Below are 12,217 nucleotides of genomic sequence, written 5' to 3'. Positions count from 1 at the left end.
TAGACGATCAAAGTCACAGGGCTATCAATAAAGTAATTTCAGGAGATTGGCAAGAAAAATCAATACGTCATAAAACGGCGTGATTGGGAGGGGCAGTGATCTGAAGAGCGTGGGGGGGGGCTGGGGTAAGAAGCTGGGTTGTCGAGGATTGTTTTCAGAGCAGTGCGGGATGGTGGGAAGTTTCATTTGGCTTCTTTCTGTAAATGTGTAAAGGCGTGAAAATGTGGATCTGTAAAAGTTGAGTGGAAGTTCAAGGACGTGGGGGATTTATGTGTTGTGCGTACCCTTGGGGCTTGTTGGGCTTTTATCATGGCGTGGAAGGTGGTGAGAGGATTGGGGAACGCATTTGTGAATGGGGGGGGGTAAGTTGGGATGGAAAGGGGGAAGTGTTTGGGTGTGTTGATGGGAAGGGGGGTAGGAAATGGAGGAGGAGAGAGAGCGTATGGGATAGAAAAGGGAGGGGGGATTTGACGGTGGAGATATTTGGTTGGGTAAGAAGTTTGGGTATTGTTTATAGAGTGGTGTGGGGTGGAAGTTTTGTCTTTTGGGGGGATTTTTGGGATTGTTCGGTGGTTGGTTTGGAGGTTTCGTTGGCTGCGTTCTATAAAGATGTAAAAGCGTAAAAATGTGGATCTGTAAAAGTGAAGGGGAAATTCAAGGACGTGGGGGATTTGTGGATTTATGTATTGTGCGTGTTTTTGTCATGTTGGGCTTTTGGCATGGTGTGGAATGGTGTGAGAGGATGTGGGGAAGAGGTGGTGCGTTGACGGGAGTGGAGAGTTGAAGAGGTGGGGCGCGCTTGTTGTGAACCTGCGTGGATGGTTTCTCGGTATTGGGGGAGGCTTTGTTTTGGGGGGCTGAGATGTGAAGCGGTTTGGGGCGAGAAGAGGTGATATTTTAAACAGGGCTTGTAGGAGGGTGTGAAGCCCTGTCAGGAGGTGGAGGGTTGAAGGGGGCGCGCGCTTATTGAGCCGCGTGGATGGTTTCTCGGTGTGTGTGGGGGGGGGGAGGTTGTTTTTTCTGTCTTTGTAGGAGAAAAGCGTCTTTATAGGTGGGCTTAAGATTTGCTAGCTGGTCCCATTAATTGGATGACATGCCCCATTTTGCGGTGGGGGTGAACAGTGCTTTTGCCATATAAATGGATCGAGGTACGCTCTTGCGTGAGAAAATATTTTAACATGCTTAAATTGTTACCAAGAAGATTTGTCATTTGGCAATCGCTATGGCGATAGGGACTGCCTAAGGGAAGTCCGCAAATAGCACGGATATGCTGTTCAAATTGTGAAGTTATGCATGCTTTTTGTGTCCAATGACCAGAATTATGTACACGCGGCGCTAATTCATTCACTAAAAGATGACCATCTGTTAAGACAAAAAACTCAATACAAAGAACACCAACATAATCGAGGGCATTCATGACTGTTACGCTGATTTCTTGGGCTGCTTTTTGCACGTCAAGGGGAATATGGGATGGAACAAAGGATTTATGAAGAATCCCGTTTTTGTGTTGGTTTTCAGGGCAATCATAAAAAATATGTTCCCCTTGTTTTGTGCGAGCCGAAAGAACCGAAATTTCCGATAAAAAAGGAACGATTTCTTCCAAAATACAAGGCTGTTCCTGAATGGTCCTTAAGGCTTCGTCAAGGGTTTGTTCCGTGGGGTGGTCAAGTTTGATCTGGTTTTTTCCGTCATAACCAAAACGACGCGTCTTTAAAAGACCACGTCTACCTAAGGCATCGAGAGCGGAAAGAAGAGAAGAAGAATTGTCAACACCATACCATGAGGCGGTGCCAATCCCTTGATCACGCAAAAATTGCTTCTCAAAAAGCCGATCTTGCGTGATCTCTAATGCTTTGGAAGAAGGATAAACAGGCTTACTCTTCTCTATATATTGAACTGTTTGAAGCGAAAGATTTTCAAATTCATAGCTGACAACATCACACTGAGAAATAAAATGATCTAAAGCTGATGTATCATCATAGGAGGAAACAATATGGCTGTTTGCTGTTTGAGCGGCTGGGCAATCGGCCTCAGGGCAAAAAATAACCGTTCGAAATCCTAATTCTGCGGCCGCTATGGCGAGCATCCGTGCTAATTGTCCGCCGCCGATTAAACCAATAACGCTGCCTGGAGGTAACATGTGGGACGAGAGGGACGAGGGGGATGAAGCGGTGGTGTGGGACGAGGCGGTGGTGTGGGACGAGGCGGTGGTGTGGGACGAGGCGGTGATGTTGGACGAGGCGGTGATGTTGGACGCGGGCGTATTGGAAAACGGTGCCATTTTAAACCTCCGTTACAGGCGTTTGGGCGACATTGGCTGTTTGTTGTTGACGCCAATCTTGTAATCGTTGGGCAAGATCATGATCATAAACCGCCATAACAGCCGCCGCTAAAAGTGCTGCATTAATTGCGCCTGCTTTGCCAATTGCTAATGTGCCAACGGGTATCCCTGCGGGCATTTGCACGATTGAAAGCAAAGAATCTTGACCAGAAAGAGAATGAGAATGCACTGGAACACCAAACACAGGAAGAGGAGTAAGGGCTGCTAGCATACCAGGAAGATGTGCTGCACCCCCCGCACCGGCAATTAAAACTTTAAACCCTGCTTCTTTTGCTTCTTTTGCAAATTGATAAAGGCGTTCAGGGGTTCGGTGTGCTGAGACAATATGCGAACTATGAGAAATACCAAGATTCGTCAAAATATCTGCACTATGGCACATCGTTTGCCAATCCGATTGGCTCCCCATTAAAATCGCGACATCACATGATTTTTTCATCATTCACCATCCTTTTGATTCAATGCGATCCTTTATCATTATTTTTTTAAAGTTTTATATTCTCTTTGCAAAGCCAATTGATGACAGAAAAACAGTTATTTTTCAAATAAGATGGAAAGCTAAAAATTTAAAGGGGATTTCGAGAGATGAAAAATCAGAGTATTGAGGGTCATGAAGTACTTTTTTGAGGGGGGGTGAAAATGTTAAGGGGTGGTGTGGGACCCATGAGGCTGTTGAGCTGCGGGGTTGTCGTTTATTTACGATAAGAGGAAACAATACATTGGGGGAAAGCCATTGATTGTAAGTTTTTTTAAAATCTCTCATTTTTTATTTGCTAAAGTAAACACGATCACCATATACTATGAAATCTACTGCAATTTGAAACATTGCTTATGGGAAAAAGAGATTTTTATAGAAAAAATGCGTTGCAAAGTGAGGATATTCTTTTGAGAAAAAAGAGAGGACGCTCTCTCAATTTCAAAGGCTATTTAATTTTGCTGTTCAAGTGATTCTTTTATAAGTGGGGGGAATATACTCTTTATAATTATTGGTATATCTTTAATAATAGCTGATATAAAGGGAAGCGAATAATCAACGCTTTTGTGCTTTTGTTAAGATGTGTTTCTTAGCAATTATAAAGTTCTTTATTTTTTCACTTAAATATAATGACAAGAAAAGTGAATGATGAATTGTGAATATTAAATCCATGGTCTCTTTTTGGCCCAATTTTGTAATATGGTGAACGCTGAAGTGAATTGAAAGTTAAACACCGGATGTAAAGGAGATTTAGAAGCTATGTTTTTTCCATTTTTAATCGCTTTAGGTACTGCAATAACGACTATATATGGCAAAAAAAATATAAGTTATGCTTTGTGGGCAATTTTATTCGTTGTCATTCTTCTTACTTTTAATCATCACGCAACTTCTACTTTAAATTTATCTTTTTGAGAGAATAACCATGGAACATGTTGAACAGAAAAATCCTCACTTTGTCATATTTATGAATACGCTAGGACTCATGGGGTTATCTATTGTCTTGGTGGTGGCTTTTTATTATCAACTGGTAAAGTTTGAATTACCTTGTCCCCTTTGTTTGCTGCAGCGCGTTGGATTGATGCTGGCAGGCTGTGGGTTCTTGCTCAATATTCACTATAAGGTGAAAAATACCCATTATGGTATGGTTATTCTCGGTTGTATGGTAACCAGTGTTGTTGCAGCACGGCAAGTTTTTTTGCATATCACACCTGATGATTTGGGATATGGTTCAACGTTCTTTGGATTGCATTTTTATACTTGGGCTTTCATTATCTCTGTTCTTTGTATCTTTGCTGTCTCATTTGTCATGATTTTAGGCGAATTGGCACACAAGTTCAAAGAATTTTCTCCTTTTCCAATCTTGAGTAAAACGGCAAGTTTTTTATTTGTTTTTTTGATTGCGGCAAATTTGCTTTCTACCATACTGGAATGTGGTGGGGGACAATGTGCCGATGATCCTGTAAGGTATGAATTGTTATCAAATTGGTTCCCTTCACAGTCTTGAAATTTTTTAATAATCCCTCATCATAATTTTTATTGTTAAAGAGGCGGAAATATTTAAAAATCCGCTTCTTTTTATTTATTAGGAAGATATTTCAGCAAGACTTTCAATAATCTGATCTTTTATGCCAATGCTGGCTTTTATGAGCGCTTGCGGTTGATACTTTTTAGCGAAGGCTTACTCTGTGAACCTTTTATACTGTCTTTTGAGGGAGATGAAAGGATTGGTCGGAGGCACTGTTGAGCAGCCCAGATTGTCGAGCGGCGTGGGTTAAGAAACTGCATTTTTAAAGAGCGCATTAACGATAAAATTTTTTTGTTCTTGATTTTTCTTAATTTTGTATTAAGTAGATCTTTGTATTCATTTTGGTGCTTCTGAAGTATCTTTATTACTTCTAGAGCGATTAATTTAAGTTTGAAAATTATGTGAATAATTTTCTGCAAAGGTTTGTTTATTAGAGGCAAACCTTTTTTTTTATCTAATTTTTAGATGTTTTCTTTCAGTATAAAGCTTTTCTTTTAGAAAAAGGCAAGCGGCTTGATGATGACACTCTTGTGTTATAACATATTGATTTATAATGATAAATAATCTTTTTAATGTGAATCACAACGCTGAGTATAATAAAAATTTTTCATCACAGTTCTCTCATATGGAATCAATTAAAATTACTTGCTTGTACATCGTGAGCGGGTGGGCCATGCATGTGGGGAAAAACTGTACAAGAAAGGCGCATGCCTTTAATGGATCGTTTCAAGGACTAAGGGCTGTCTGCAACACCCACGAGCTGGCAGAGTTTTTGTGATGGTGGTGTCGGTCTTGTTCCTCCATAAGCGTGAAGATGGGGGCTGAATGGATTTTATATACTTCATGGGGGGCTTTACCATTGTGCCTTGCACGGGGGGATAGCGTTTGCGAAATGGGTGTGACGAGCGTTGAGAGATCTGTCTTTAAAACAAGCGCGTGAATATGCAACGTAAGTGCATTCCTTTTGGCGCGTTTTGTATTACGAAAAAATATTGACTGATAAGGATAAGTTATCGTTGCGGATATTGAATGAGAAAAACGAAAAGGTTTTCTCATTTCAAATTTTCTTATAGTCAATCAATTAAATGTATTCTTGTCCGTTACAAAAAAGCACTGGATGTGGGGCAAAATTCTTTTAAAAGTTGTAAAACGCTTCGTATGAACCCTTTCGATAGTTAGAATTTGTCGAAAAATTTTATGCTGGTCAATACAATAATAGGGCGGTTTATATTTATGATTTAAATGAAAATGGGGGTGAGATTTTAAAGACAGTTGTTGAAAACGGTATTGTATAATGCACTTTTTACAGATTTTTTGCTTTCTGTAAAGATGTAAAAGCGTAAAAATGTGGATCTGTAAAAGTGAAGTGGAAATTCAAGGACGTGGGGATTTGTGGATTTGTGCTGTGTATGCTTTTGTCATGTTGGGCTTTTGGCATGGTGTGAAATGGTGGTGAGAAGATTGGGGTGTCAGAATGAAGCCGAGGGAGATTGATGGAATGGTGTGAGAGGATGTGGGGGATGCATTTGTGAATGGGGGGTAAGTTGGGATGGAACGGGGGTGGTGTGTGACTGGAGGAGAGAGTGTGGGGAATATCTTAGGGGAGGACTGGTTTATAGCGCCTTTTGGAGTATGGTCTCCTTTGGGGGGATTTGACGGTGGAGATATTTGGTTGGGTAAGAAGTTGGGGTATTGTTTATAGAGTGGTATGGGGTGGAAGTTTTGTCTTTTGGGAGGGATTTTTTAAGATAAGGGATTGTTCAGTGGTTGGTTTGGAGCTTCTATTTGCTGTTCTTTCAGGAGCTTCACAATTGCCTTAAAAAACACATAGGATTGTTTATGATGAGCGTAAATGAGCAACCAGAAAAGAAATGCTAGCAGTAGAAGTAGAAATTGTCGATAGTGGGGGAAAACGGGATCAAAATAGCTTGTAAAATAAATATTCAAACGAAAATGACTTTTTCCCCCAATGATAATTTCAATTTATGGGGATAAAAGATATCATTTTATCTGCTTGGGAAATCATTCAATAGACGATTTTTTGACGGATAAGTCCGTCTTCAATTCTATATTCATACAGAATATCATGAAAATAAGTGCCTATAGGATATATTAAGCATAAGCTTTGAATGCTATCAGAAATGGTGGTCGTTTTTTTAACGCGGGAAAAATTGATTTACGACTACTTGATTACAAACCAATGCAGTGTTAATCCTGCTTCTTAGCAGGGGTGCTCTTACTTTTTGGTGTAGGAGCTTTTCAGGAGAGGATATAATTGAGAGGGCGTTTAAGATGTCAAGATATTTATTCCCGTTACCGCTTGTGTTGGTGGCTGGTTGCGCATCTGTGAATAATTCAAGTTATGTCGATCGAAATGTTATGAAGGCTGATATAAAGTTGATTGCTCATGATTTTGTTCACAATCTGAAACAATCTTTACCGCCAGCTCAAACAACGTTTATTGTGAAAAAAAGTAAAATAGAAGATAATTTTACACCTTTATTTATCGATCTATTGCAACGCAATGGATATCGCGTGATTTATACAGATAAACCCCAAAAACAGCAAAATGGTATCATTTTGAATTATCAAATAATGCCAATAGATATAGGTCTATTGTCTACTGTCTATTATGATGTGGCTGGAGTAACACGTTATTATGTGCGTACCTATAAGAGATGAAATCTCTTTGCCGGTTTGTCTAAAGGAAGTGGATAATGAGGAAATGTTGGAAGAAAAATCGGCTTAAGAAGTGAAGCTGTAGATCCGTTAAATCAGATAAAATTCTGGTGAGAGTGGTGAAGTATCTTCTCTAGACTTTGATCTTGATTACTCTATGAGATCGTAAAACATTGTCGTTTGGGGTATTGTTATGTTCTACTATGCTGTCCAATAATATTGTTTGAGGTCTGGTGATATCGGCAGGGAAAATTTTGAGCAGGGGTGGATATATTGGCAAATAATGTGAGTTGTTGCGCTTTTTCCTAATCAGAGATCAACCATAAAATTGCTTTTTGTTTTTTCGGCTGGAGTTCTCTAAAATTTTTCACAAGTGAGTGTTCTTTTTCGCTGTATGTTTCTTGATCGTGCTGTAAGAGAATTTCTTTTGTTGAAAGATCTTCTTTTGTAGTAATGTCTGCTGTTAAAAGATCCGTGTAGAAAAAGGTAAGAGGAACTTCCAGTTTTTGGGCGATTTCCAGCAAACATTTGGCGCTTACACGATTTAAGCCTTTTTCATATTTTTGGATTTGTTGAAAACTGACGCCTAAATGGGTTCCTAATTCTTTTTGGGAAAGCCCCATGGCAATGCGTCTATGGCGGATTCTTTTGCCTATAGAAATGTCGATAAAATGTGGATTTTTGGTTGGCACTTCAAACTCCCCTCCGGTTGCGAGCGCCCTCGCATTGGTATTCCGGGAGTCTAAAAGTACTGACTTGACTCAGCTTTTTGCTTTTAGTGCTAGAGAGCACCTGGACATAGCAAAATCTCCCGGAATTCCGGGATACCCACAAAAGTGGGATAAATTTATGTGTCAAGTCTTCGGGCTTTTAGTTCCCTATTGATCGCTGCGTATACGACCAAACTTACAGTATTTACTCATAAGGCAATTTCAGAAGATTGGCAAGAGAAATGAAAATATTTGGAAAATGAGAGCATTTTTTGATTTCAATAATTATCCTCTTATGCTGTGAAAAAATGCTCTTTGAGGTTGATATTGGGTAATAGATTTACACATCTAGGGTATTTTTTGTGTGTGGGGAATATCTTAGGGGCGGACTGGTTTATAGCGCCTTTTGAAGTACAGTCCTTTGAGAGGGGATTTGACGGTGGAGATATTGGTTGGGTAAGAAGTTGGGGTATTGTTTATAGAAGTGGTGTGGGGTGGAGGTTTTGTCTTTTGGGGGGATTTTTGGGATTGTTCGGTGGTTGGTTTGGAGGTTTCGTTGGATGCGTTCTGTAAAGATGTAAAAGCGTAAAAATGTGGATCTGTAAAAGGTAAGGGGAAATTCAAGGACATGGGGGATTTATGTGTTGTGCGTATTTTTGTCATGTTGGGCTTTTGTCTGGCATGGAATGGTGTGAGAGGATGTGGGGTGTCAGAATGAAGCCGAGGGAGATTGATGGAATGGTGTGAGAGGATGTGGGGGGTGATGTTGGATGAGGGAGTGGTGTTTTTGAGAAAAGGAGGGTGTGAAGCCCTGTCAGGAGGTGGAGGGTTGAAGGGGTGGGGCGCTTGTTGAGCCACGTGGATGGTCTCTCGGTGTTGGGTGAGGCTTTGTTTTGGGGGGTGAGATGTGTGTAGGGCTTGGATAAAAAGCTGGGTTGTCGAGTATTGTTTTCAGAGCAGTGCGGGGTGGAAGTTTTGTCTTTTGGGGGGATTTTTGGGATTATTCGTTGGTTGGTTTGGAGGTTACGTTCGGCTGCGTTCTGTAAAGATGTAAAAGCGTAAAAATGTGGATCTGTAAAAGTGGAGCGGAAGTTCAAGGACGTGGGGGATTTATGTATTGTGTGTGTTTTTGTCATGTTGGGCTTTTATCATGGTTGGGAAGGTGGTGAGAGAACTAGGGGGGCATGTGAATGGGGGGGGAAGTTGGGATGGAAAGGGGGTGGTGTGTGACTGGAGGAGAGAGTGTGTATGGGTTAAAGGGAAGAGGGGGATTTGACGGTGGAGATATTGGTTGGGTAAGAAGGCGGGGTATTGTTTATAGAAGTGGTGTGGGGTGGAAGTTTTGTCTTTTGGGGGATTTTTGGGATTGTTCGGTGGTTGGTTTGGAGGTTACGTTCGGCTGCGTTCTGTAAAGATGTAAAAACGTAAAAATGTGGATCTGTAAAATGTAAGCGGAAGTTCAAGGACGTGGGGGATTTATGTGTTGTGCGTACCCTTGGGGCTTGTTGGGCTTTTATCATGGCGTGGAAGGTGGTGAGAGAACTAGGGGGGACGCATTTGTGAATGGGGGGGTAAGTTGGGATGGAAATGGAGGAGGAGAGAGTGCGTATGGGATAAAGGAGTGGAGGATTTGTGTGTTTAGGGGGGGGCGTTGTGGTTAATGAGACAGAATGTATAGGGATCATGTTTTCAAGGTAGAGAGAAACATAAATGGAAGGTAGCTTAGATGAAGTGGGTTGGGAAGAGGAAAAAGGGGCAGGTTGGAAGAAATGCCTAGAGAGTGGAGTGGGGTGGTGAAGTATGTTGTGGATGGATGCGTAAAGAATGGAGGATGTTTTTGAAAAAAGGAGGGGCCTTTTGGTATGGGGTGAGAGATGTTTGCATTTATCTGAATGGCGTGTGTTTAGGGTGTGGAAGGCGAGGAAAAGTTGGAAGAATGATGATTGTTTGTAAGTCGTGGAAGGAGATAGTCAGAGGCGTTGGGAAAACGCTTGAGGGGGAGAAAATTTAACATAACTTCTTGTCATTCTGAAACCAAGATTATCATAAAAATTGGAGGAAATGGGTGGTAAAATTGGTGGAAAAAAGTTTTCAGCCTCAATGTGTGGGGTGACGTTTTTTGAGAGCATGAGAGAGTAAACTTGAAAAACCTTTCTCTTTTTGTTGAATTTTTATTCACAAACTTAAGAAAATAGGGTATGAACGCTGGAAATAACGCGCAGCTTAACAAAATATGTGCACTGTAAAGGAAATGTTTGTTTATGTCAAAAGAAGAAGTTTTAGAATTTTCTGGTATCGTTACTGAACTCTTACCCAACGCGATGTTTCGTGTGAAACTGGAAAATGATCATGAAATTATTGCGCATACCGCTGGAAGAATGCGAAAAAATCGTATTAGGGTGTTGGCAGGTGATAAAATCATGGTGGAAATGACACCTTATGATTTGACAAAAGGGCGCATTACATATCGCTATAAGTAGCCTAATGGGTGGCTTGCGCTTTTTTCTAAAAGCTACCATATTATTTAATAGTTCTTTAGCTTGCTTTTCATGAGTGAGAAAAAGTGAGTGTTTGAATGACCTTGAAAAACTGTAAAATCAATGCAGAAAAAAGATAAGGAGATTAATGGTGCGTAAAGGGGGGAGCTTAAAACGGGTGCTTAAAATGGGGTGAGAGGGATGTCGATTGTGAAGGGGTGGAAATGAAAAATATAAGAGAGTGGGGGAAAAAACGTTTGGCAGATACTCTTACAGAAGAAATGCATTTGGTGCTTGCCTCCGCTTCGCCAAGGCGTTTAGCGCTCTTAGCACAAATAGGGATTGATCCGCAGCAGGTTTGTGCAAGCGATATTGATGAAACGCCAAAATTAAAAGAACATCCTGCAAACCTGGCCAAACGTTTGGCAAAAGAAAAAGCGCTGAAAGCCCAAGAAATTTTGCGCTGGTATAATCAGAATGGTCAAGAAGAATTGCAGAATGGTCAAGAAGAATTATCTGCACAGAAAATGATTATCTTGGCTGCTGATACGGTGGTGGCTGTTGGGCGCACCATTCTCCCCAAACCAGAGGGTGAAGATGAGGCTTATGAATGTTTACGATACCTTTCAGGACGGGCGCATAAGGTCTATGGTGCTATTTGTGCGCTCAATGAACGAGGAAAAATAACCGTAAAATTGGTTGAAAGTCGTGTCCGTTTTAGACGCTTAACCTCTGCCATGATGAAGGCTTACCTTGATTCTGGTGAATGGCAAGGGAAAGCTGGAGGCTACGCTATTCAGGGAAAAGCTGGTGCTTTCGTCGTCCATATGGTTGGTTCTTATTCCAATGTGGTTGGTTTGCCTTTGGCTGAAACAGTTGATCTCTTGACCGCTTTTCACTATCCACTTTTTACTCTCTGGGCTGAAGAAACGCATTAGAAAAACTTTAAGGCAAGATCAATGCAGGGTGAAAAGCAATAAAAAGAGAAAAGCAGAAATGAAAAAAAAGAAACAGAAGAAAAATTAATGAAAGAGCAGATGACAAAGGTGCGTCAAGAAAAAAAAGAGCTAAATTTGCAAAAAGAGACGCGTCCACCGCATCCTTGTCCTATTTGTGGTCAGATGTCACAAAAATCTTCTTATCCTTTTTGTTCCACACGATGCCGAGCTATTGATCTTAATCGTTGGCTTTCAGGCGCTTATATTTTACCACCCCCACCGCAGAAAAGTGATGAAGAAGAATAAAGAGTCCTCTTGAGGAGAGAATGCTCAGAGCGTTTTTTTGTGTTAGAGTTGAAGGGGAGGCGCGCGGGATTATCATAAATGGATTCAAAAGCTGGATTAATGGCTTGGTTATTGTCGTCATTCGCAGAGACGCAGATTAATATCAATCAATGATAGTCGTTTTAATACATATCTAAGACTTACAACGATTATAAATTGCTTTGTTCCATGAGGATTGTTGATGCCTTTAGGGTGCTGGCAAGAATTGATCGTCTAATCATATTGCTACGGAAAAAGAAGGGGTGGTGCAAATAGACGGGGCAATAAAAAATCGCTTGTTGGTGCTTTGTTGCATGAAGGTTGTTGATGCCTTTAGGGTGCTGGCAAGAATTGATCGTCTAATCAGTATTGCTACGGAAAAAGAAGGGGGGGTTGGTGCAAATAGACAGGGCAATAAGAAATCGCTTGTTGGTGCATTGTTGCATGAAGGTTGTTGATGTCTTTAGGGTGCTGGCAAGAATTGATAGTCTAATCAGTATTGCTACGGAAAAAGAAGGGGGGGTTGGTGCAAATAGACAGGGCAATAAAAAATCGCTTGTTGGTGCTTTGTTGCATGAAGGTTGTTGATGCCTTTAAGGTGCTGGCAAGAATTGATAGTCTAATCAGTATTGCTAAGGAAAAAGAAGGGGGGGTTGATGCAAATAGACGGGGCAATAAGAAATCGCTTGTAAAAATCGCTTGTTGGTGCTTTGTTCCATGAGAATTGTTGATGCCTTTAGGGTGCTGGCAA

19 protein-coding genes are annotated in these 12,217 nt (G+C 41.0%); 15 read left to right on the top strand and 4 right to left on the bottom strand.

What is annotated here, in order from left to right:
• Nucleotides 1–269 precede the first annotated feature (269 nt).
• Together QHG57_RS09370 and QHG57_RS09365 are read left to right on the top strand one after the other, a co-directional pair.
• Entirely contained in the window at nucleotides 270–623 is a 354-nt protein-coding gene (locus tag QHG57_RS09370; protein ID WP_330169181.1) for a hypothetical protein, read from the top strand.
• A gap of 2 nt (nucleotides 624–625) precedes the next feature.
• A complete protein-coding gene (locus tag QHG57_RS09365; RefSeq protein WP_330169180.1) occupies nucleotides 626–784 on the top strand; it encodes a hypothetical protein in 159 nt (52 codons plus the stop codon).
• A gap of 273 nt (nucleotides 785–1,057) precedes the next feature.
• On the opposite strand, the gene QHG57_RS09360 is transcribed toward QHG57_RS09365, so the two are convergent.
• Nucleotides 1,058–2,281 carry a 5-(carboxyamino)imidazole ribonucleotide synthase gene (locus QHG57_RS09360; protein WP_330169179.1) on the bottom strand — a complete coding sequence of 408 codons (1,224 nt, stop codon included), beginning with the start codon at nucleotides 2,279–2,281 and terminating at the stop codon, nucleotides 1,058–1,060.
• Between the two features lies 1 nt (nucleotide 2,282).
• Entirely contained in the window at nucleotides 2,283–2,780 is a 498-nt protein-coding gene (gene purE, locus QHG57_RS09355) for a 5-(carboxyamino)imidazole ribonucleotide mutase (protein ID WP_330168079.1), read from the bottom strand.
• A gap of 792 nt (nucleotides 2,781–3,572) precedes the next feature.
• Here purE and QHG57_RS09350 point away from each other — a divergent pair.
• Nucleotides 3,573–3,725 carry a DUF5993 family protein gene (locus QHG57_RS09350; protein WP_330168078.1) on the top strand — a complete coding sequence of 51 codons (153 nt, stop codon included), beginning with the start codon at nucleotides 3,573–3,575 and terminating at the stop codon, nucleotides 3,723–3,725.
• Nucleotides 3,726–3,735: 10 nt separating this feature from the next.
• Entirely contained in the window at nucleotides 3,736–4,317 is a 582-nt protein-coding gene (locus QHG57_RS09345) for a disulfide bond formation protein B (protein ID WP_330168077.1), read from the top strand.
• Nucleotides 4,318–5,064: 747 nt separating this feature from the next.
• Here the strand turns inward: QHG57_RS09345 and QHG57_RS09340 are convergent.
• Nucleotides 5,065–5,394 carry a hypothetical protein gene (locus tag QHG57_RS09340; protein WP_330168076.1) on the bottom strand — a complete coding sequence of 110 codons (330 nt, stop codon included), beginning with the start codon at nucleotides 5,392–5,394 and terminating at the stop codon, nucleotides 5,065–5,067.
• 493 nt (nucleotides 5,395–5,887) lie between these two features.
• On the opposite strand from QHG57_RS09340, the gene QHG57_RS09335 reads away from it, so the two are divergent.
• A complete protein-coding gene (locus QHG57_RS09335) occupies nucleotides 5,888–6,040 on the top strand; it encodes a hypothetical protein (protein ID WP_330169178.1) in 153 nt (50 codons plus the stop codon).
• Between the two features lie 590 nt (nucleotides 6,041–6,630).
• Complete coding sequence (locus QHG57_RS09330) at nucleotides 6,631–7,020, top strand: conjugal transfer lipoprotein TrbH (protein ID WP_330168073.1); 390 nt, start codon at nucleotides 6,631–6,633, stop codon at nucleotides 7,018–7,020.
• A gap of 302 nt (nucleotides 7,021–7,322) precedes the next feature.
• Here QHG57_RS09330 and QHG57_RS09325 read toward each other — a convergent pair whose 3' ends face one another.
• Nucleotides 7,323–7,709 carry a helix-turn-helix domain-containing protein gene (locus tag QHG57_RS09325; RefSeq protein WP_330169177.1) on the bottom strand — a complete coding sequence of 129 codons (387 nt, stop codon included), beginning with the start codon at nucleotides 7,707–7,709 and terminating at the stop codon, nucleotides 7,323–7,325.
• Between the two features lie 384 nt (nucleotides 7,710–8,093).
• On the opposite strand from QHG57_RS09325, the gene QHG57_RS09320 reads away from it, so the two are divergent.
• The 9 genes from QHG57_RS09320 to QHG57_RS09280 all read left to right on the top strand — a co-directional run bounded on the left by QHG57_RS09320 (nucleotide 8,094) and on the right by QHG57_RS09280 (nucleotide 12,187).
• Nucleotides 8,094–8,300 carry a hypothetical protein gene (locus QHG57_RS09320; RefSeq protein WP_330169176.1) on the top strand — a complete coding sequence of 69 codons (207 nt, stop codon included), beginning with the start codon at nucleotides 8,094–8,096 and terminating at the stop codon, nucleotides 8,298–8,300.
• Nucleotides 8,301–8,917: 617 nt separating this feature from the next.
• Entirely contained in the window at nucleotides 8,918–9,139 is a 222-nt protein-coding gene (locus QHG57_RS09315; protein ID WP_330169175.1) for a hypothetical protein, read from the top strand.
• Between the two features lie 66 nt (nucleotides 9,140–9,205).
• On the top strand, nucleotides 9,206–9,388 hold the full coding sequence (locus QHG57_RS09310; RefSeq protein ID WP_330169174.1) for a hypothetical protein: 183 nt from the start codon (nucleotides 9,206–9,208) through the stop codon (nucleotides 9,386–9,388).
• Nucleotides 9,389–9,988: 600 nt separating this feature from the next.
• Nucleotides 9,989–10,207 (top strand): translation initiation factor IF-1, encoded by a 219-nt coding sequence (infA, locus tag QHG57_RS09305; RefSeq protein ID WP_004857577.1) that lies wholly within the window; start codon nucleotides 9,989–9,991, stop codon nucleotides 10,205–10,207.
• Between the two features lie 221 nt (nucleotides 10,208–10,428).
• On the top strand, nucleotides 10,429–11,142 hold the full coding sequence (locus QHG57_RS09300; protein ID WP_330169173.1) for a Maf family nucleotide pyrophosphatase: 714 nt from the start codon (nucleotides 10,429–10,431) through the stop codon (nucleotides 11,140–11,142).
• Nucleotides 11,143–11,241: 99 nt separating this feature from the next.
• Nucleotides 11,242–11,448: a DNA gyrase inhibitor YacG gene (gene yacG / locus QHG57_RS09295; RefSeq protein ID WP_330169172.1), complete on the top strand. Its 207-nt coding sequence runs from the start codon at nucleotides 11,242–11,244 to the stop codon at nucleotides 11,446–11,448.
• A gap of 284 nt (nucleotides 11,449–11,732) precedes the next feature.
• Nucleotides 11,733–11,924: a hypothetical protein gene (locus QHG57_RS09290; RefSeq protein WP_330169171.1), complete on the top strand. Its 192-nt coding sequence runs from the start codon at nucleotides 11,733–11,735 to the stop codon at nucleotides 11,922–11,924.
• Nucleotides 11,911–12,054: a hypothetical protein gene (locus QHG57_RS09285; protein WP_330169170.1), complete on the top strand. Its 144-nt coding sequence runs from the start codon at nucleotides 11,911–11,913 to the stop codon at nucleotides 12,052–12,054. Before QHG57_RS09290 ends, QHG57_RS09285 begins: the two co-directional genes overlap by 14 nt.
• Complete coding sequence (locus QHG57_RS09280; protein ID WP_330168060.1) at nucleotides 12,041–12,187, top strand: hypothetical protein; 147 nt, start codon at nucleotides 12,041–12,043, stop codon at nucleotides 12,185–12,187. Before QHG57_RS09285 ends, QHG57_RS09280 begins: the two co-directional genes overlap by 14 nt.
• The last annotated feature ends 30 nt before the right edge of the window (nucleotides 12,188–12,217 follow it).

The organism is Bartonella grahamii subsp. shimonis (assembly GCF_036327415.1).
In the GTDB taxonomy this organism is placed as follows: domain Bacteria; phylum Pseudomonadota; class Alphaproteobacteria; order Rhizobiales; family Rhizobiaceae; genus Bartonella; species Bartonella shimonis.
Note: the sequence above shows the minus strand (reverse complement) of the source record. Positions and strands in the feature narration are given on the sequence as shown.

Coding starts and splice junctions, on each gene's coding strand:
- QHG57_RS09370 (WP_330169181.1), top strand. CDS start 270: ATGTGTTGTGCGTACCCTTGGGGCTTGTTGGGCTTTTATCATGGCGTG.
- QHG57_RS09365 (WP_330169180.1), top strand. CDS start 626: ATGTGGATCTGTAAAAGTGAAGGGGAAATTCAAGGACGTGGGGGATTT.
- QHG57_RS09360 (WP_330169179.1), bottom strand. CDS start 2,281: ATGGCACCGTTTTCCAATACGCCCGCGTCCAACATCACCGCCTCGTCC.
- purE (WP_330168079.1), bottom strand. CDS start 2,780: ATGATGAAAAAATCATGTGATGTCGCGATTTTAATGGGGAGCCAATCG.
- QHG57_RS09350 (WP_330168078.1), top strand. CDS start 3,573: ATGTTTTTTCCATTTTTAATCGCTTTAGGTACTGCAATAACGACTATA.
- QHG57_RS09345 (WP_330168077.1), top strand. CDS start 3,736: ATGGAACATGTTGAACAGAAAAATCCTCACTTTGTCATATTTATGAAT.
- QHG57_RS09340 (WP_330168076.1), bottom strand. CDS start 5,394: ATGAGAAAACCTTTTCGTTTTTCTCATTCAATATCCGCAACGATAACT.
- QHG57_RS09335 (WP_330169178.1), top strand. CDS start 5,888: ATGGAACGGGGGTGGTGTGTGACTGGAGGAGAGAGTGTGGGGAATATC.
- QHG57_RS09330 (WP_330168073.1), top strand. CDS start 6,631: ATGTCAAGATATTTATTCCCGTTACCGCTTGTGTTGGTGGCTGGTTGC.
- QHG57_RS09315 (WP_330169175.1), top strand. CDS start 8,918: ATGGGGGGGGAAGTTGGGATGGAAAGGGGGTGGTGTGTGACTGGAGGA.
- QHG57_RS09310 (WP_330169174.1), top strand. CDS start 9,206: ATGTGTTGTGCGTACCCTTGGGGCTTGTTGGGCTTTTATCATGGCGTG.
- infA (WP_004857577.1), top strand. CDS start 9,989: ATGTCAAAAGAAGAAGTTTTAGAATTTTCTGGTATCGTTACTGAACTC.
- QHG57_RS09300 (WP_330169173.1), top strand. CDS start 10,429: ATGAAAAATATAAGAGAGTGGGGGAAAAAACGTTTGGCAGATACTCTT.
- yacG (WP_330169172.1), top strand. CDS start 11,242: ATGACAAAGGTGCGTCAAGAAAAAAAAGAGCTAAATTTGCAAAAAGAG.
- QHG57_RS09285 (WP_330169170.1), top strand. CDS start 11,911: ATGAAGGTTGTTGATGTCTTTAGGGTGCTGGCAAGAATTGATAGTCTA.
- QHG57_RS09280 (WP_330168060.1), top strand. CDS start 12,041: ATGAAGGTTGTTGATGCCTTTAAGGTGCTGGCAAGAATTGATAGTCTA.